A 17,306-nucleotide genomic window follows, 5' to 3' on the forward strand; every position below is an offset into this window, starting at 1 on the left:
ATGAGCCCCCACGAGCCTGGCGTCTGTTCACTTTCGTGGCAGACAACAGCAAGGGGGGCTTATGAGACGCGGAGCGAGATCGATCCTCGCCGCGGCTTCACTGCTGATCGCGGGTCTGGTGGCGGCGCCCGTCGCCGGAGCACGGCCGAACCACGGGAACGACGCCGACGCCCTCTCCGTCTACCGGGCGACGGTCACCCAGCAGCAGGTGCCGCTGCTCCTCGAGGCCGGCACCGACGCGCACGAGCTGACCGAACAGGTGCCCGCCAAGGGCTCCGCCACCGTCGAGCTCTACCTCACCGCCCGGCAGGCCGGGCAGCTGCGCCGGCAGGGCGTCCCGCTCAGCGAGCACACGCTGTCCGCGCAGGCCGAGCGGCGGGTCGCGGCCGCCGGGGACGGCGTCTTCCGCCCGTACGGCGGCAAGGGCGGCCTCAAGCAGGAGATCCTGGACACCGCCCGGACCCACCCCGGCCTCACCAAGGTCGTCTCCATCGGCAAGACCGTCAGGGGCCAGGACATCCTCGCGCTCAAGCTCACCAAGGGCGCGCGGCAGACCGAGGACGGGTCCCGGCCCGCCACCCTGTACATGTCCAACCAGCACGCCCGCGAGTGGATCACCCCCGAGATGACCCGGCGGCTGATGCACTACTACCTCGACGGCTACGGCAAGGACCCCCGGCTCACGAGGATCGTCGACACCACCGAGCTGTGGTTCGTGATCTCCGCCAACCCCGACGGCTACGACTTCACCCACGCCGACCCCGCCAACCGCCAGTGGCGCAAGAACCTGCGCGACAACGACGGCGACGGGCGGATCGGGCCCGGCGACGGCGTCGACCTCAACCGCAACTTCGCCTACAAGTGGGGCTACGACAACGAGGGCTCGTCCCCCGACCCGGCCGACGAGACCTACCGCGGCACCCGCGCCATGTCCGAGCCGGAGACCCGGGCCGTCGACGCCTTCGAGAAGCGCATCGGCTTCCGCTACGGCATCAACTACCACTCCGCCGCGCAGCTGCTGCTGTACGGCGTGGGCTGGCAGGTCGCCACCGACACCCCCGACGACGTGGCCCTCAAGGCGCTCGCCGGCACCCCGCAGAAGCCCGCGATCCCCGGCTACCGCTCCCAGGTCTCCTCCGAGCTCTACATCACCAACGGCGAGGCCGACGGACACGCCGCCAACGTCAACGGGATGCAGATGTTCACCCCGGAGATGTCGACCTGCGCCACCGCCTCCCGCGTGGACCCGAACGACGCCTGGAACCCGGCGGACTGCGCCTCCGTCTTCAACTTCCCCGACGACGAGAAGCTGATCCAGGCCGAGTTCGCGAAGAACATCCCGTTCGCGCTCGCCGTCGCCGAGACCACCGCCCACCCCGACCGCCCGGTCTCCCCGGTCGGCATCGAGGCCCCCGACTTCACCCCGAGCGCCTTCACCGCCTCGTACGCGAACGGCGCCGGCCAGGAGGTGTCCGTCACCGCCCGCAAGTCGCTGCGCGGCAAGACGCTCGCCTACCGGATCAACGGCGGCCGCGTCCACCGCGAGGCGCTCAAGGCCTGGCGCGGCGGCGAGACCTACGGCGGCGCGGACAACCTCTACTTCGACGAGTACCGCGCCGAGGTCGAGGGCGCCCGGCCCGGCGACGAGGTCGAGGTCTGGTACACCGCCCGCACGAGCGAGGGCAGGCCGACCGCGTCCGCCCCGTTCACGTACACCGTGGCGCAGCGGCCCCGCGCCGACGTCCTCGTCCTCGCCGACGAGGGCGGCACCACCGCCGCGAGGAACGCCGGCACCTATGTGGCGGCGCTCGCCGCGGCAGGCCGGAAGGCCGCCGTCTGGGACGTCGCCACCCAGGGCACCCCGCACCCGCTGGGCGTGCTGAGCCACTTCCGCACCGTCGTCTGGTACAGCGGCGCCGAGCAGCCCTCCGGCGGCACCCTGCTCGCCGTCCGCGCCTACCTCAACGAGGGCGGCAAGCTGATCAACGCGGGCGAGAAGTCCGGCGGGCTCGTCCAGCTCGGCCGGGCCGAGTCCAACGACTTCGCCCAGTACTACCTCGGCGCCTACCACCGCGCGGGCCTGAACGCCCCGCCGTCCTTCAGCGGCTCGGGCCGCCTCGGGGCCGCCACCGCGGGCCTCGGGCGCGCGGACGGCAACCCGCTGGACAACGCGGGCGCCTACACCGTCACCTCCGACACCCTCACGCCGAAGGAGTTCCCGCAGTTCGCGTCCAGCGCCGCCGCGGGCGACTACCCCGGCATCCGCACCCCCTTCGAGCCGTACGCGGGCAGCCGCTTCGCCGCCCTGAGCCACTCCGACGACACCTACGGCCGGCTCGCCCGGACCGTGGACCTCACCGGCGTCGCCGCCGCCTCGCGGCCGAACCTGACCTTCCAGGTCAGCTACGACACCGAGCCCGGCTACGACAACCTGATCGTCGAGGCCCACACCGTCGGCCAGGACGACTGGACCACGCTGCCCGACGCCAACGGCGGCACCTCCACCGAGCCGCCCGCCGACTGCGGCGAGGGCTTCTACGTCCGCGAGCACCCCTTCCTCGCCCACTACCTCACCGTCGGCCAGGACTCCTGCGCCACCACCGGCACCACCGGCGCCTGGAACGCCTTCACCGGCCCCTCCAACGGCTGGCGGCAGGCCAGGGTCGACCTGAGCGCCTACGCGGGCAAGCGGGTCGAGCTGGCGATCTCGTACGTCTCCGACTCCAGCACGGGAGAGACGGGCGCGTTCGTCGACGACGTCGCGCTGAACGCCGGCGCGGCCTCCGGCACCGAGGGATTCGAGACCGGAATGGGCGCTTGGTCCGTACCGGGAGCGCCCGCCGGAAGCCCCGGGAACGGAAATGACTGGACCATTTCCGAGGCGCTCTTCCATTCCCGTTCGGCGGTCACCACCCGTGACACCGTCCTCCTCGGCTTCGGGCTTGAACACGTCCCGAATGCGGCGGAACGGGCGGCTCTGCTGAGAAAGGCGCTGAATTCGCTCCGACGCTGATCGGGCTGCTCAGGCGAGCACCGATTTTCGTCACCCTCCGTAGTCGGGACCAAGGTCCCGAGGCGGACCATACCTATGGGTAAGTCCGGGTTGTCGGCCTTTTCGAGGCGGTTTCCGGGCGCATCCGGCCGCACGCGATGTCACTCAAAGGCGTCAGGAGAGGTAGGGTCGTAAGCGGTCGGGGACATCCCAAAAACGAAGCTCGCCGGGCGTCTGAAACCCGGCGTACCTAACGAGGAGATCGGTTCGTGACGATCCGCGTAGGCATCAACGGCTTTGGCCGTATCGGTCGCAACTACTTCCGCGCGCTCCTTGAGCAGGGTGCCGACATCGAGGTCGTGGCCGTCAACGACCTGGGCGACACCGCGACCACCGCGCACCTGCTGAAGTACGACACCATCCTGGGCCGCCTCAAGGCCGAGGTGACCCACACCGCCGACACCATCACCGTCGACGGCCACACCATCAAGGTGCTGTCCGAGCGCAACCCGGCCGACATCCCGTGGGGTCAGCTCGGCGTCGACGTCGTCATCGAGTCCACCGGCATCTTCACCAAGCGCGAGGACGCCGCCAAGCACCTCGCCGGCGGTGCCAAGAAGGTCCTCATCTCGGCTCCGGCCAAGGACGAGGACATCACCATCGTCATGGGTGTCAACCAGGACAAGTACGACGCGGCCAACCACCACGTCATCTCCAACGCGTCCTGCACCACCAACTGTGTCGCGCCGATGGCCAAGGTCCTCGACGAGAACTTCGGCATCGTCCGCGGTCTGATGACCACGGTCCACGCGTACACCAACGACCAGCGCATCCTGGACTTCCCGCACAAGGACCTGCGCCGCGCCCGCGCCGCCGCGGAGAACATCATCCCGACCACGACGGGTGCCGCCAAGGCCACCGCCCTGGTCCTCCCGCAGCTCAAGGGCAAGCTCGACGGCATGGCCATGCGCGTCCCGGTCCCGACCGGCTCGGTCACGGACCTGGTCGTGGAGCTCTCCCGCGAGGTCACCAAGGACGAGGTCAACGCCGCGTTCAAGAAGGCCGCGGACGGCGAGCTCAAGGGCATCCTGTTCTACACCGAGGACGAGATCGTCTCCTCGGACATCGTGAGCGACCCGGCGTCCTGCACGTTCGACTCCTCGCTGACGATGGTCCAGGAGGGCAACTCGGTCAAGGTCCTCGGCTGGTACGACAACGAGTGGGGTTACTCCAACCGTCTCGTCGACCTCACCGTCTTCGTCGGCGGCCAGCTCTAAGCTCTCTAAGATTCTGAGCGGGCTTTCGATGTGAAGCAGGGCTCGGGCAGTGCGATGACGCACTGTGCGAGCCCTGTGTCGTGTGCTCCACCGCGTGCAACAAGGAGTCAGAGAAACAGATGAAGACGATCGACGAGCTGCTCGCCGAGGGCGTCACCGGCAAGCGGGTGTTCGTCCGCGCCGACCTCAACGTGCCCCTCGACGGCACCACCATCACCGACGACGGCCGCATCCGCGCCGTCGTCCCGACCGTGAAGGCGCTCGCCGACGCCGGCGCCCGGGTCGTGGTCGCCTCGCACCTGGGCCGTCCCAAGGGCGCCCCGGACCCGGCGTTCTCCCTCGCCCCGGCTGCCAGGCGCCTCGGCGAACTGCTCGGCGCCGACGTGGCCTTCGCGACCGACACCGTCGGCGACTCGGCCAGGGCCACCGTCGCGGGCCTCGCCGACGGCCGGGTGGCCGTCGTCGAGAACCTCCGCTTCAACGCCGGCGAGACGTCCAAGGACGACGCCGAGCGCGCCGCCTTCGCCGGCGAGCTGGCCGAGCTGGCCGACGTCTACGTCGGCGACGGCTTCGGCGCCGTGCACCGCAAGCACGCCTCCGTCTACGACCTCCCGGGCCGGCTGCCGCACTACGCCGGCTACCTCATCGCCACCGAGGTCGGCGTCCTCAAGCAGCTGACCGACGAGGTCAAGCGCCCCTACGTCGTCGTCCTCGGCGGCGCCAAGGTCTCCGACAAGCTGGGCGTCATCGACAACCTGCTGAAGAAGGCCGACCGCATCCTCATCGGCGGCGGCATGGCCTACACCTTCCTCGCCGCCCAGGGCCACGAGGTCGGCATCTCGCTGCTCCAGAAGGACCAGATCCCGACCTGCCTGGCGTACCTGGCCGAGGCGAAGGAGCGCGGCGTCGAGTTCGTGCTCCCCGTCGACGTCCTGGTCTCCGCCGACTTCCCGGACCTGAAGACCAAGGCCCCGGCCAACCCCGGGCTCGTCGCCTCGGACGCCATCCCGGCGGACCAGGAGGGCCTGGACATCGGCCCGAAGACCCGCGAGCTCTACGCGGCCAAGCTCGCCGACGCCGGCACCGTCTTCTGGAACGGCCCGATGGGCGTCTTCGAGCACCCCGACTACGCGAACGGCACCAAGGCCGTCGCCCAGGGCCTGCTCGACTCGTCGGCCTTCACCGTCGTCGGCGGCGGCGACTCGGCCGCGGCCGTCCGCCTGCTCGGCTTCGACGAGAATGCATTCGGCCACATCTCGACCGGCGGCGGCGCCTCCCTCGAATACCTCGAGGGCAAGGAGCTTCCCGGCCTCGTCGCACTGGAGGACTGACCCCTTTATGACTGTTTCGACTACTTCTGGCCGTACCCCGCTGATGGCGGGCAACTGGAAGATGAACCTCAACCACCTCGAGGCCATCGCGCACGTCCAGAAGCTCGCCTTCGCGCTCACCGACAAGGACCACGACGCCGTCGAGACCGCGGTCCTCGTGCCCTTCACCGACCTGCGCTCCGTGCAGACCCTGGTCGACGGCGACAAGCTGAAGATCAAGTACGGCGCCCAGGACCTCTCGGCGCACGACTCCGGCGCGTACACCGGCGAGATCTCCGGCGCGATGCTGGCCAAGCTGAAGTGCGCCTACGTCGCCGTCGGCCACTCCGAGCGCCGCCAGTACCACGCCGAGAACGACGAGGTCTGCAACGCCAAGGTGAAGGCCGCCTTCGCGCACGGGATCACGCCGATCCTCTGCGTCGGCGAGGAGCTGGACGTCCGCGAGGCCGGCGACGCCGTCGCGCACACCCTCGCCCAGGTCGAGGGCGGCCTCAAGGACGTCCCGGCCGAGCAGGCCGAGACGATCGTGATCGCCTACGAGCCGGTGTGGGCCATCGGCACCGGCAAGGTCTGCGGCGCCGACGACGCGCAGGAGGTCTGCGCGGCGATCCGCGGCAAGCTCGCCGAGCTCTACTCGCAGGAGCTGGCCGACAAGGTCCGCATCCAGTACGGCGGCTCCGTCAAGTCCGGCAACGTCGCCGAGATCATGGCGAAGGCCGACATCGACGGCGCCCTGGTCGGCGGCGCGTCGCTCGACGCGGACGAGTTCGTGAAGATCGTCCGCTTCCGCGACCAGTGATGATGTAGAGCGGCGGAGGCGATCCGTCGTACCCTTGCGGGGGTCGGGCCAGGTACGATGCCCGGCCCCCGTCCGTACAAGTCCGAGGAAGTTGGTCCAGCCGTGGTTATGGGGTTTTCGATCGCCCTGATCGTCTTCAGTGCGCTGCTGATGCTGCTCGTGCTGATGCACAAGGGCAAGGGCGGCGGCCTCTCCGACATGTTCGGTGGCGGCATGCAGTCCTCCGTGGGCGGCTCCTCGGTCGCCGAGCGCAACCTCGACCGGATCACCGTGGTCGTCGGTCTGCTCTGGTTCGCCTGCATTGTCGTACTTGGTCTGCTGATGAAGTTGGACGGGTAACTCCAATCACTGGACGCGCGTTGGGCCTTACGTAGACTGGGGCATCTTCGAGCACCATCACGCAGGGAGTTACGACCGTGGCAAGTGGCAACGCGATCCGGGGAAGCCGGGTCGGGGCGGGGCCGATGGGGGAGGCCGAGCGCGGCGAGTCAGCACCGCGTCTCCGCATCTCCTTCTGGTGCTCGAACGGGCACGAGACCCAGCCCAGCTTCGCCAGTGACGCAACTGTGCCGGACACCTGGGACTGCCCGCGCTGTGGATTCCCGGCCGGCCAGGACCGGGACAACCCGCCGGACCCGCCGCGCACCGAGCCGTACAAGACGCATCTCGCGTACGTGCGGGAGCGGCGCAGCGACGCGGACGGCGAGGCGATCCTCGCCGAGGCGCTCGCGAAGCTGCGGGGCGAGATCTGAAGACCGGGTGAACGGGCTCTGCGCGCAGGGCCCGTTCGTCGTACCGGGGTGCCTATCGCCGGTGGGCGTCGGCGATGTGCGCGGTGAGCGCGAGGGCGGCCGTGGCGCGCGAGTAGGTCAGCTGCGCCACGCGCGCGTAGAGGCAGTCGAGGATCAGCAGCACCGAGTGCCGGGTGCCGAAGCCGCCGTGCCGGAAGCCGGTCTCGGCCGACGTCGACGTGAGATGGACGCCGGCCGCCCGGGCCACCGGTGAGCGCGGATCGCCCGTGACGGCCACCGTCGCCGCGCCCCGCTCGCCGGCCAGCCGCAGCGGCGCCAGGACCTCCCGGGTCGCGCCCGAGTGGGACAGCGCGACCACCGCGTCGGCCGGCGTGAGCAGCGCGGCCGAGGTCTCCGCCGCGTGCACCTCGGTCCACGCGCGAGCCTCGCACCCGATGCCGAACAGCCGGGCCCGGGTCTCGAGGGCGAGCACGCCCGAGGCCCCCACCCCGTACACGTCGATCCGCCGCGCCTGCGCGAGCGCGCGTGCCGCCCGCTCCAGCGCGTCCAGGTCGAGCCGCTCGGCGGTCGCGCGCAGGGCGCCCAGATCGGCCTGGGCGACGGCGGCGACGACCTGGTCGAGCGGGTCGTCGGGCCCGACGTCGGGGCCGAGCGGACCGGGCTCCTCGCTCGTGGCCTCCTGGCCCTGCTCGCGGGCGAGTTCGAGCAGCAGCCCCTGGTACGAGTCGAGGCCGAGCGCCCGGCAGAAGCGGGTGACCGTGGCCTGCGAGGTGCCGGTGCGCCGGCCCAGTTCGGCGGCGGAGACCGTGGCGACCCCGGCCGGGTCCGCGAGCACCCACGCGCCGACCTTGCGCAAGGAGCCGGACATCCGCGGGAGTTCGGAGCGGATCAGTGCGGTGATCATGCGGGCCTTCTTCTGGGGCGGGTCTGGGGGAGCCGGTCTGGGGGAGCGAGTCCGCGGGAGCGGGTCAGGTGACGCGGATCCGCGGGAGCGGGTCAGGTGGCGCGGGTCTTGTGGTCGGGTGAATCTATCAACCAGCATGCGGAGTGATGGACGAATCCCGGATTCACTACGTGGTGGGCATCGACGCCGGCGGCACCCGCACCCGTGCCCGGCTCGCCGACGCGACGACCGGCCGGACGGTGGGCGAGGGCACGGGAGGTCCCGGCAACGCGCTCAGCGTGCCCGCCGCGGATCTCGTACGGCACCTGGCCGACGCGCTGCGCGCGGCGGGGGTGAGGCGCGCCGGCTCGGTGGTCGCGGGCTTCGCCGGCGGCGGGCCCGGCGGCGGGCACGACCGCGCGCTCGCCGCCCTGCGCACGGCCCTCGCCCGGCTCGGCGCCGTCCCGGCCCGCGTCGAGGTCCACGGCGACGCCGAGATCGCCTTCGCGGCCGCACCCGGCGCCCCCGCCGACGGACTCGTCCTCATCGCGGGCACGGGCGCGGCCGGTGCCCGGGTGCGGGAACGGCGGATGGTGCGTGCGGTGGACGGCGACGGCTGGCTGCTCGGCGACGCGGGCAGCGGCTTCTGGCTGGGTCGCGAGGCGCTGCGCGCGGTGCTGCGCGGCCTCGACGGGCGCGGGCCGGCGACCGCGCTCGCGGGGCCGGTGGGGGAGCTGTGCGGGGGCCTGACCAAGGAGCGGGTGGTGTGCTTCGCGTACGCGGCGCACCCGGTGCGACTGGCGGAACTGAGTCCGCTGGTGGTGACCGCGGCGGCGGAGGGCGACACGGTGGCGGCCGGCCTGCTGGACCGGGCGGCGGACGAACTGGCAGCGATCGTGGCGGCGTTGGGGCCGCGCGAAGGCGAGCCGCTGGTGGTGACGGGCGGCTTGCTGGGGCCGGACGGGCCGTTGCTGGGGCGCTTGGGCGCGCGCGTGGCCGGCTTCGGCCTCGTACCGGCGCCGGTGCGCGACGGGCTGGCGGGCGCGGTGGCGCTGGCGCGGCTGCGGGAGTGACGGGGCGGCTCGCCCGCGCCGGGCCCGGCGAGCGCGCCCGGTGGGGTGGCGGGCGGCCAGCGGGCCCCCTTGACGCGGTCCCGGCCCGCTGGTTGATTGAGCCGAGTAGTCAAGGAGAGTTCGGTTCACTCAATCAGAGGAGCCCGCACCCCATGCCCCAACACCCCCTCGGCGCGGCCCGGTTCGCCGATCACGCCCGCCATGCCCTCGACCGCGTCATCGCCGCCAACAAGGACTCCCTGCCCCTCGCCGCCCGCCTCTTCGCCGACTGCGTCGCCGCCGACGGGGTGATCCACGCCTTCGGGACCGGGCACTCGCAGGCCGCCGCGCTGGAAGTGGCCGGGCGGGCCGGGGGGCTGGTGCCGACCAGCCGGATCGCGCTCGCGGACCTCGTACTGAGGGGCGGCGAGGATCCGGCGATCCTCGACGACCCGCTGCTCGAACGCTCCCCGGGGCTCGCCGACCGGCTCTACGCGCTGGCGACGCCCCGCCCCGGCGACCTGTTCGTGATCATCTCGAACTCGGGGGTGAACAACGCCGTCGTGGACCTGGCCCTCAAGGCGACCGGCGCGGGCCACCGGCTCGTCGCGCTCACCTCCCTGGAGCACACGCGCGCCGTGCCCGCGCTGCACGCGAGCGGGAAGCGGCTCGCGGACCTCGCGGACGCCGTGCTCGACAACGGCGCGCCCGCCGGCGACGCCGTGCTGCCGCTGCCGGACGGCGGCGCGCTGTGCGGGATCTCCACGCTCACCTCCTCGCTCCTCGTCCAGATGGTCGTCGCGGACGCCGTCGCGCTGCTCCTCGAAGAGGGCCACGAACCGCCGGTGTACGTGTCGGCCAACCTGCCCGGCGGGCACGAGCGCAACGCGCTGCTCGAAGCGCGGTACGCCGGGCGCCTCCACCGCGGCGGCCACTGAGGCACTGAACGGGTTTCCGGCGTCCGATCAATTAGGTTGGTGGTAGCGGGGCACACACGCCGTACATGGAGCAAGACGAAGAAATGGGCGATGTCGAGATGACCAACGCAGGCCGCACCAGGCTCAACCAGCTGCCCGAGTGGGCGGCCCTCGGCAAGCACCGCGAACAGCTGGGCGACACCCACCTGCGCGAGCTGTTCGCCACCGACGCCGAGCGTGGCACCGGGTACACCCTGCGCGTCGGCGACCTCTATCTGGACTACTCCAAGCACCTGGTGACCGACGAGACCCTGACGCTGCTGCGCGAACTGGCCGCCGCCACCGGCGTGGCCGAGCTGCGGGACGCGATGTTCCGCGGCGAGAAGATCAACATCACCGAGGACCGGGCGGTGCTGCACACCGCGCTGCGCGCCCCGCGCGACGCGGTGATCGAGGTCGACGGCGTGGACGTCGTCCCCGAGGTGCACGCCGTGCTCGACAAGATGGCCACGTTCGCCGACCGGGTCCGCGCGGGCGAGTGGACCGGTCATACCGGCAAGCCCATCAAGAACATCGTCAACATCGGCATCGGCGGCTCCGACCTCGGCCCCGCGATGGCCTACGAGGTGCTGCGCTCCTACACGCGGCGCGATCTGACGTTCCGTTTCGTCTCCAACGTCGACGGCGCCGACCTGCACGAGGCCGTCCGCGACCTCGACGCCGCCGAGACGCTCTTCATCGTCGCCTCGAAGACCTTCACCACCATCGAGACGATCACCAACGCCACGTCCGCCCGCAACTGGCTGCTCACCGAGCTGAGGGCCGGCCAGGAGGCCGTCGCCAAGCACTTCGTGGCGCTCTCGACGAACGCCGCCAAGGTCGAGGACTTCGGCATCGACACGGCGAACATGTTCGAGTTCTGGGACTGGGTCGGCGGCCGCTACTCCTACGACTCGGCCATCGGACTCTCCCTGATGATCGCCATCGGGCCCGACCGCTTCCGCGAGATGCTCGACGGCTTCCACCTCGTCGACGAGCACTTCCGCACCGCGCCGCCGGCCGAGAACGCCCCGCTCCTACTCGGCCTCCTCGGCATCTGGTACGGCGCCTTCTTCGACGCCCAGTCGCACGCCGTGCTGCCGTACTCGCACTACCTGTCGAAGTTCACCGCGTACCTCCAGCAGCTCGACATGGAGTCCAACGGCAAGTCCGTCACCCGCGACGGGCAGCCGGTCGACTGGCAGACCGGCCCGGTCGTCTGGGGCACCCCGGGCACCAACGGCCAGCACGCCTACTACCAGTTGATCCACCAGGGCACCAAGGTCATCCCGGCCGACTTCATCGCCTTCGCCCGCCCGGTCGACGACCTGGCCCCCGGCCTGGTCGCCCAGCACGACCTGCTGATGGCCAACTTCCTCGCCCAGACCCAGGCGCTCGCCTTCGGCAAGACGCCCGAGGAGGTGCGCGCCGAGGGCGTGCCGGAGGAGCTGGTCGCGCACAAGACCTTCCAGGGCAACCACCCCACCACCACGATCCTGGCGGACGCGCTCACCCCGTCCGTGCTCGGCCAGCTCATCGCGCTCTACGAGCACAAGGTCTTCGTCCAGGGCGCCGTCTGGAACATCGACTCCTTCGACCAGTGGGGCGTCGAACTCGGCAAGGTCCTCGCGAAGAGGATCGAGCCGGTGCTGACCGACGGCGGGGGCAAGGGCGGCGAGGGGCTCGACTCCTCCACCGCCGCTCTCGTCGCCGTCTACCGCTCGCTGCGCGGCCGGTAGAGCGATGAGGGGGGAGAACGCGGGGGATCAGGTGGTACGGGAGCTCCGGCTGCGGCCGCCGCGCAACGCCGTCGACCGGCGTGCCGTCGGCTGGTGGCGGGCACAGCTGCTGCTCGGCGGCGCCGTGCCGGTGGCCGTCCTGGCCGTGCTCGGCACCTTCGTCGAGCCCGCCAGGGACTGGCTGTTCGGCGCGGCCGCGGCCCTGGCGGTCCTCGGGCTCGCCCAGACCGCGTTCCTCCCCTCCTGGTGGTTCCGGGTGCACCGCTGGGAGGTCACCGAGGACGCCGTGTACGTGCGCACCGGGGCGATCTGGCAGGAGTGGCGGATCGCCCCGATGTCCCGGATCCAGACCGTGGACACCGTGCGCGGCCCGCTGGAACAGACCTTCCGGCTGGCCACGGTCACCGTCACCACGGCCTCCGCCAAGGGCGCCCTGCGGATCGCGGGCCTCGACCACGAGCTCGCCGCCGAACTCGCCGAACGGCTCACCGCGATCACCCGGGACACCCCCGGAGACGCCACATGAGCACCCCCGGCCCCTCCGGCCCCGTGGACGACTGGCGGCGGCTCGCGCCCCGCACCCTGCTCGCCGGCGCCGTCGTCCTGTCCGGCGTCGCCGCGGGACCGGCCCTGCCGGCCTTCCTCGGCCTCTTCTCCGGCGCCCGGCACCCGTGGCAGGCCTGGGTCCTCGCCGGGGCGGTGCTGCTCGTCGGCGGCGGCAGCCTCGCCGACTGGGTCCGGCTGCGCCGCACCCGCTACCGCGTCGGCACCGACCGGGTCGACCTCCACACCGGCCTCCTGGTCGTCAAACGCCGCTCGCTGGCCCGCGACCGCATCCGCAGCGTCGACCTCACCGCCAACCCCCTCCACCGCCTCCTCGGCCTGGTCCAGGTCCGGATAGGCACCGGTGAGCACACCGACGGCGAGTCCACCCTCAAGCTCGACCTGGTCACCCGCGCCGAGGGCGAACACCTCCGCCGGACGCTGCTCGCCCGCCCCGCCGGCGCCACCGCGGACCCCGCCCACGACGGCGTCCTCGCCACCCTCGACCCGCGCTGGATCCGCTACGCCCCGGTCTCCTTCGTCGCCCCGCTGCTCGGCGGCGGCGCCGCCTGGGGCCTGTTGCAGGTCAGCGACTGGTTCGGCGCCCAGGAGCAGGTCATCGGCTGGACGGTCGACCGCTTCCGGGGCGTCTCGGTGACCTGGATGATCGTCGGCGTGGTCCTGCTCGCGACCCTCGCCACGCTCGTGGGCATGATCGGCGCCCTCGGCCTCTGGATCGAGATGTGGGCCCACTACCGCCTGGAGCGCGAACCGAGCGGCACCCTCCGGGTCCGCCGCGGCCTGTTCACCGCCCGCTCGGTCACCCTGGAGGAGCGGCGGCTGCGCGGCGTCGCGCTGGTCGAACCCCTGGGCGTACGGCTGTTCCGCGGCGCCCGCGTCGACGCCGTCGCCACCGGGCTCGCCCAGGACGACGACGACAAGCACGCCGACCTGAAGAACCTGCTGCCGCCCGTGCCGCGCGCCACCGCCGGCCGGGTCGCCGCCCACGTACTGCGCGAGAGCGCACCGCCCACCGGCGCCCCGCTCACCGCCCACCCGAAGGCCGCCCGCGCCCGGCGGCTGCGCTGGGCGCTGTGGACCGCGCTCGGCCCGGCCGCGGCGCTCGCCGCCCTCGGCGCCTGGCTCACCCCCGTCCTGTTCTACGCCGCCGCCGGCACCGCCGTCGTCCTCACCCCGCTCGCCCTGCTGCTCGCCAAGGACGCCTACCGCAGCCTCGGACACGCCGTCAGCGGCGGTTATCTGGTGACCCGTTCGGGCGCGCTGCGCCGCACCACGGTCGCGCTCCAGCGTGCCGGGGTGATCGGCTGGACCGTCAAGCAGTCCTGGTTCCAGCGGCGCGCCGGGGTGCTCACGCTCAGCGCGACGACGGCCGCGGGCGAGGGCGCGTACGCGGTGTACGACGCGGGCGCGAGCGAGGGCCTGCGCTTCGCCGCCGAGGCCGTACCCGGCCTGCTCGCCCCGTTCCTGGAGCCCGTGCCCGTATCGGTGCCCGTACCCGAAAAGCCGGAGGCCCGGCCCACCGAAAGGTGAACCGGGCCTCCGTGACGTGCTGTCGACGGCCTCAGGCGGAAGCCGGCGGATACAGGTCGCGCGGCAGCTCCGAGGCCGCCGCCGCGTCGAGCAGCCACAGCGTGCGCGAGCGCCCGTAGGCACCGGCCGCCGGGGCCTGCACCTCGCCCGCGCCGGACAGTGCGATGGCCGCGGCCTTCGCCTTGTCCTCGCCCGCCGCGAGCAGCCAGACCTCCTTCGCGGCCCGGATCGCCGGCAGCGTCAGCGTGATCCGGGTCGGCGGCGGCTTGGGCGCGCCGTGCACGCCCACCACCGTGCGCTCCGTCTCGCGGACGGCCGGCAGCTCCGGGAAGAGCGAGGCCACGTGCGTGTCCGGGCCGACGCCCAGCATCAGCACGTCGAAGGTCGGCACACCGCCATGGTCGCCGGGGCCGGCGGCCGCGGCCAGTTCGGCCGCGTACGCGTCGGCGGCCGCCTCCACGTCACGGCCGTACGGGCCGTCCGAGGCAGGCATCGCGTGCACCCGCGCCGGGTCCAGCGGGACGCTGTCGAGCAGCGCCGCGCGGGCCTGGGTGACATTGCGCTCCGGGTCTCCCTCGGGCAGGAACCGCTCGTCGCCCCACCACAGGTCGAGCCGCGACCAGTCGATCGCGTCCCGGGCGGGCGCCGAACTCAGCGCGGCGAGCAGCCCGTTGCCGTTGCGGCCGCCGGTGAGCACCACCGAGGCGGAGCCGCGGGCGGCCTGGGCGTCCACGATCCGGGTGATGAGCCGGGCCGCGGCGGCCTCGGCCATCAGCTCCTTGTCGCGGTGCACGACCAGCTGAGGGGCGCTCACTTCGACGCCGCCTTCTTGGCCGTGGCCTTCTTCGGAGCGGGCTTGCCGGCCGGCGTCGCGGCCGGAGCGGGCTCGGCCTCGGCCGGAGCCGCGGCCTCCTCCACGACCACGACGGTCTCGGCCACCGGCTCGACGGGCTCGGGAGCGGTCGTCGCCGCCTCCTCGTCCAGCCGCTCCAGGCCGTACCGCAGGGCCGACGCGTAGGTGTCGTCCGGGTCGAGCCGGCGCAGCTCCTCCGCGATCAGCTCGGCCGTCTCGCGGCGCTTGAGCGCCACCGCGCGGTCCGGCTGGCCCTGTATCGACAGCGTGGCGAGCGAGCCGTCCGGCCGGTCGAGCACGATCGGTCCGGCGCTGGTCTCCATCCGCACGGAGGTGAGCCCGGGCCCGGCCGAACCGGAGCGCCGCACCGGCACCTTCAGCCGGTCGGCGAGCCACATGGCGAGCAGCTCGACGCTCGGGTTGAACTCCTCGCCCTCGACCTCGGCCGAGGTGACCTCGCAGACCACCTGGTCGAGCGCGGCGGCCAGCATCGACCGCCACGGGGTGATCCGGGACCAGGACAGGTCCGTGTCGCCCGGGGTGTACGCGTCCGCGCGCGCGGTCAGCTCCTGGATGGGCTGCTCGGCGGCGTACGTGTCGGTCACCCGGCGCTGGGCGAGCGCGCCCAGCGGGTCGTTCGCCGGGTCGCTCGGCGCGTTCACCGGCCACCAGACGACGACGGGCGCGTCCGGCAGGAGCAGCGGCAGGACCACCGACTGGGCGTGGTCGACGACCTCGCCGTACAGCCGGAGCACCACCGTCTCGCCGGTGCTGGCGTCGGCGCCGAGGCGGACCTCGGCGTCGAGCCGCGCGTTGGCGCGGTCCCGCGGAGTGCGCGAGACCCGCTTGATGACGACGAGGGTCCGCGAGGGGTGCTCGCGGGACGCGTCGTTGGCCGCCTTCAGCGCGTCGTAGGCGTTCTCCTCGTCGGTGACGATGACGAGGGTGAGCACCATGCCGACGGCCGGGGTGCCGATGGCCCGCCGCCCGAGCACCAGCGCCTTGTTGATCTTGGAGGACGTGGTGTCCGTCAGGTCGGTCTTCATGGCCGGCGCCAGCTCCTGCCGTCTCGTGCGAGCATCTCGTCCGCCTCGACCGGGCCCCAGGTCCCGGACTCGTACTGGGCGGGCTTGCCGTGCGTGTCCCAGAACTGCTCGATCGGGTCGAGGATCTTCCAGGACAGCTCGACCTCCTCCACTCGCGGGAAGAGGTTGGAGTCGCCGAGCAGGACGTCGAGGATGAGCCGCTCGTACGCCTCCGGGCTGGACTCGGTGAAGGACTCGCCGTAGGCGAAGTCCATCGACACGTCCCGGATCTCCATCTGGGTGCCCGGCACCTTGGAACCGAAGCGCACGGTGACGCCCTCGTCCGGCTGGACGCGGATCACGATGGCGTTCCGGCCGAGCTCCTCGGTCGCCGTGTGGTCGAACGGGGAGTGCGGGGCGCGCTGGAAGACCACCGCGATCTCGGTGACCCGGCGGCCGAGCCGCTTGCCGGTGCGCAGGTAGAACGGGACGCCCGCCCAGCGGCGGTTGTCGATGCCCAGCTTGATGGCCGCGTAGGTGTCGGTCTTCGACTGGGGGTCGATGCCGTCTTCCTCCAGATAGCCGACGGCCTTCTCGCCGCCCTGCCACCCGGCCGCGTACTGGCCGCGGACCGTGGACTCGGCCAGGTCCTTCGGCAGCCGTACGGCACCGAGCACCTTGGTCTTCTCCGCGGCGAGCGCGTCGGCGTCGAAGGAGGCGGGCTCCTCCATCGCGGTCAGCGCGAGCAGCTGGAGGAGGTGGTTCTGGATGACGTCACGGGCCGCGCCGATGCCGTCGTAGTAACCGGCCCGGCCGCCGATGCCGATGTCCTCGGCCATGGTGATCTGCACGTGGTCGACGTACGACCGGTTCCAGATCGGCTCGAAGAGCGTGTTGGCGAAGCGGAGGGCCAGGATGTTCTGGACGGTCTCCTTGCCGAGGTAGTGGTCGATGCGGAAGACCGCCTCGGGCGGGAAGACCTCGTGGACGACCTCGTTGAGCTCCTTCGCGGAGGCCAGGTCGTGGCCGAAGGGCTTCTCGATGACCGCACGGCGCCACGAGCCGTTCTTCTGGTCGGCCAGGCCGTGCTTCTTGAGCTGCTGGACGACCAGGGGGAAGAACTTCGGCGGCACGGAGAGGTAGAACGCGAAGTTGCCGCCCGTGCCCTGCGCCTTGTCCAGCTCCTCGATGGTGGACTTCAGCTGCTCGAAGGCGTCGTCGTCGTCGAAGTCGCCCTGGACGAAACGCATCCCCTGGATCAGCTGCTGCCACACCTCCTCGCGGAACGGGGTGCGGGCATGCTGCTTGACGGCCTCGTGAACCTCCTGGGCGAAGTCCTCGTCCTCCCACTCGCGGCGGGCGAAACCGATGAGGGAGAAGCCCGGCGGAAGCAGACCCCGGTTGGCGAGGTCGTAGACGGCGGGCATCAGCTTCTTACGGGACAGGTCGCCCGTGACACCGAAGATCACCAGACCCGACGGCCCCGCGATGCGCGGGAGCCGTCGGTCTGCGGCGTCACGGAGCGGGTTGGCTCCGGTGACTGCGCTCAAGGT

At 72.1% G+C, this 17,306-nt stretch carries 15 protein-coding genes; 11 read left to right on the plus strand and 4 right to left on the minus strand.

All coding sequences use genetic code 11. The features are described from left to right. Positions 1-61: 61 nt before the first annotated feature. The 6 genes from ACFYU9_RS31055 (at position 62) to ACFYU9_RS31080 (ending at position 7,151) form a co-directional block, all read left to right on the plus strand. Positions 62-3,013 carry a M14 family zinc carboxypeptidase gene (locus ACFYU9_RS31055; RefSeq protein WP_389346956.1) on the plus strand — a complete coding sequence of 984 codons (2,952 nt, stop codon included), beginning with the start codon at positions 62-64 and terminating at the stop codon, positions 3,011-3,013. Between the two features lie 248 nt (positions 3,014-3,261). Beyond that, the gene (gene gap, locus ACFYU9_RS31060) at positions 3,262-4,269 is read left to right on the plus strand and encodes a type I glyceraldehyde-3-phosphate dehydrogenase (protein WP_389216594.1); all 1,008 of its coding nucleotides are present in this window, start codon (positions 3,262-3,264) and stop codon (positions 4,267-4,269) included. A gap of 119 nt (positions 4,270-4,388) precedes the next feature. After that, positions 4,389-5,600 (plus strand): phosphoglycerate kinase, encoded by a 1,212-nt coding sequence (locus tag ACFYU9_RS31065; RefSeq protein WP_389216597.1) that lies wholly within the window; start codon positions 4,389-4,391, stop codon positions 5,598-5,600. Between the two features lie 43 nt (positions 5,601-5,643). After that, on the plus strand, positions 5,644-6,399 hold the full coding sequence (tpiA, locus tag ACFYU9_RS31070) for a triose-phosphate isomerase (RefSeq protein WP_389347072.1): 756 nt from the start codon (positions 5,644-5,646) through the stop codon (positions 6,397-6,399). Positions 6,400-6,507: 108 nt separating this feature from the next. Then, complete coding sequence (secG, locus tag ACFYU9_RS31075; RefSeq protein ID WP_030205174.1) at positions 6,508-6,738, plus strand: preprotein translocase subunit SecG; 231 nt, start codon at positions 6,508-6,510, stop codon at positions 6,736-6,738. Positions 6,739-6,815: 77 nt separating this feature from the next. After that, positions 6,816-7,151 carry an RNA polymerase-binding protein RbpA gene (locus ACFYU9_RS31080; RefSeq protein ID WP_362533382.1) on the plus strand — a complete coding sequence of 112 codons (336 nt, stop codon included), beginning with the start codon at positions 6,816-6,818 and terminating at the stop codon, positions 7,149-7,151. Positions 7,152-7,203: 52 nt separating this feature from the next. Here the strand turns inward: ACFYU9_RS31080 and ACFYU9_RS31085 are convergent, their stop codons facing one another. Further along, positions 7,204-8,055, minus strand: a complete 852-nt coding sequence (locus tag ACFYU9_RS31085) for a MurR/RpiR family transcriptional regulator (RefSeq protein ID WP_389216600.1) — start codon at positions 8,053-8,055, stop codon at positions 7,204-7,206. Positions 8,056-8,201: 146 nt separating this feature from the next. On the opposite strand from ACFYU9_RS31085, the gene ACFYU9_RS31090 reads away from it, so the two are divergent. From ACFYU9_RS31090 to ACFYU9_RS31110, 5 genes are all read left to right on the plus strand, one after another. After that, the gene (locus tag ACFYU9_RS31090; protein ID WP_389346958.1) at positions 8,202-9,107 is read left to right on the plus strand and encodes an N-acetylglucosamine kinase; all 906 of its coding nucleotides are present in this window, start codon (positions 8,202-8,204) and stop codon (positions 9,105-9,107) included. Positions 9,108-9,259: 152 nt separating this feature from the next. Next, positions 9,260-10,024, plus strand: a complete 765-nt coding sequence (locus tag ACFYU9_RS31095; protein WP_389216606.1) for a sugar isomerase domain-containing protein — start codon at positions 9,260-9,262, stop codon at positions 10,022-10,024. 98 nt (positions 10,025-10,122) lie between these two features. After that, positions 10,123-11,781 carry a glucose-6-phosphate isomerase gene (gene pgi / locus ACFYU9_RS31100; RefSeq protein ID WP_389347074.1) on the plus strand — a complete coding sequence of 553 codons (1,659 nt, stop codon included), beginning with the start codon at positions 10,123-10,125 and terminating at the stop codon, positions 11,779-11,781. A 4-nt stretch (positions 11,782-11,785) separates the two neighbouring features. Next, positions 11,786-12,307, plus strand: a complete 522-nt coding sequence (locus ACFYU9_RS31105; RefSeq protein ID WP_389346960.1) for a PH domain-containing protein — start codon at positions 11,786-11,788, stop codon at positions 12,305-12,307. Further along, entirely contained in the window at positions 12,304-13,875 is a 1,572-nt protein-coding gene (locus ACFYU9_RS31110) for a PH domain-containing protein (protein ID WP_389346963.1), read from the plus strand. Before ACFYU9_RS31105 ends, ACFYU9_RS31110 begins: the two co-directional genes overlap by 4 nt. 31 nt (positions 13,876-13,906) lie before the next feature. Here ACFYU9_RS31110 and pgl read toward each other — a convergent pair whose 3' ends face one another. Genes pgl through zwf form a run of 3 tightly spaced genes read right to left on the minus strand, consistent with a single transcriptional unit; the run spans position 13,907 to position 17,303 of the window. Further along, positions 13,907-14,689: a 6-phosphogluconolactonase gene (gene pgl / locus ACFYU9_RS31115; RefSeq protein WP_389346965.1), complete on the minus strand. Its 783-nt coding sequence runs from the start codon at positions 14,687-14,689 to the stop codon at positions 13,907-13,909. Next, positions 14,686-15,774 carry a glucose-6-phosphate dehydrogenase assembly protein OpcA gene (gene opcA / locus ACFYU9_RS31120; protein ID WP_389216618.1) on the minus strand — a complete coding sequence of 363 codons (1,089 nt, stop codon included), beginning with the start codon at positions 15,772-15,774 and terminating at the stop codon, positions 14,686-14,688. Before opcA ends, pgl begins: the two co-directional genes overlap by 4 nt. Beyond that, positions 15,771-17,303, minus strand: coding sequence for a glucose-6-phosphate dehydrogenase (zwf, locus tag ACFYU9_RS31125; protein ID WP_389216621.1), 1,533 nt, complete (start codon positions 17,301-17,303; stop codon positions 15,771-15,773). The genes opcA and zwf overlap by 4 nt, the downstream gene beginning before the upstream one ends. Between the last annotated feature and the right edge of the window lie 3 nt (positions 17,304-17,306).

Origin of the sequence: Streptomyces sp. NPDC004327 (assembly GCF_042873935.1) — a bacterium.
Classification (GTDB): domain Bacteria; phylum Actinomycetota; class Actinomycetes; order Streptomycetales; family Streptomycetaceae; genus Streptomyces.

Bases quoted from the DNA above. Each gene is read 5' to 3' on its own strand.
- opcA (WP_389216618.1), bottom strand. From the start codon at position 15,774: ATGAAGACCGACCTGACGGACACCACGTCCTCCAAGATCAACAAGGCG.
- ACFYU9_RS31095 (WP_389216606.1), top strand. From the start codon at position 9,260: ATGCCCCAACACCCCCTCGGCGCGGCCCGGTTCGCCGATCACGCCCGC.
- ACFYU9_RS31110 (WP_389346963.1), top strand. From the start codon at position 12,304: ATGAGCACCCCCGGCCCCTCCGGCCCCGTGGACGACTGGCGGCGGCTC.
- ACFYU9_RS31090 (WP_389346958.1), top strand. From the start codon at position 8,202: ATGGACGAATCCCGGATTCACTACGTGGTGGGCATCGACGCCGGCGGC.
- ACFYU9_RS31065 (WP_389216597.1), top strand. From the start codon at position 4,389: ATGAAGACGATCGACGAGCTGCTCGCCGAGGGCGTCACCGGCAAGCGG.
- ACFYU9_RS31055 (WP_389346956.1), top strand. From the start codon at position 62: ATGAGACGCGGAGCGAGATCGATCCTCGCCGCGGCTTCACTGCTGATC.
- ACFYU9_RS31105 (WP_389346960.1), top strand. From the start codon at position 11,786: ATGAGGGGGGAGAACGCGGGGGATCAGGTGGTACGGGAGCTCCGGCTG.
- secG (WP_030205174.1), top strand. From the start codon at position 6,508: ATGGGGTTTTCGATCGCCCTGATCGTCTTCAGTGCGCTGCTGATGCTG.
- ACFYU9_RS31085 (WP_389216600.1), bottom strand. From the start codon at position 8,055: ATGATCACCGCACTGATCCGCTCCGAACTCCCGCGGATGTCCGGCTCC.
- tpiA (WP_389347072.1), top strand. From the start codon at position 5,644: ATGGCGGGCAACTGGAAGATGAACCTCAACCACCTCGAGGCCATCGCG.
- pgi (WP_389347074.1), top strand. From the start codon at position 10,123: ATGACCAACGCAGGCCGCACCAGGCTCAACCAGCTGCCCGAGTGGGCG.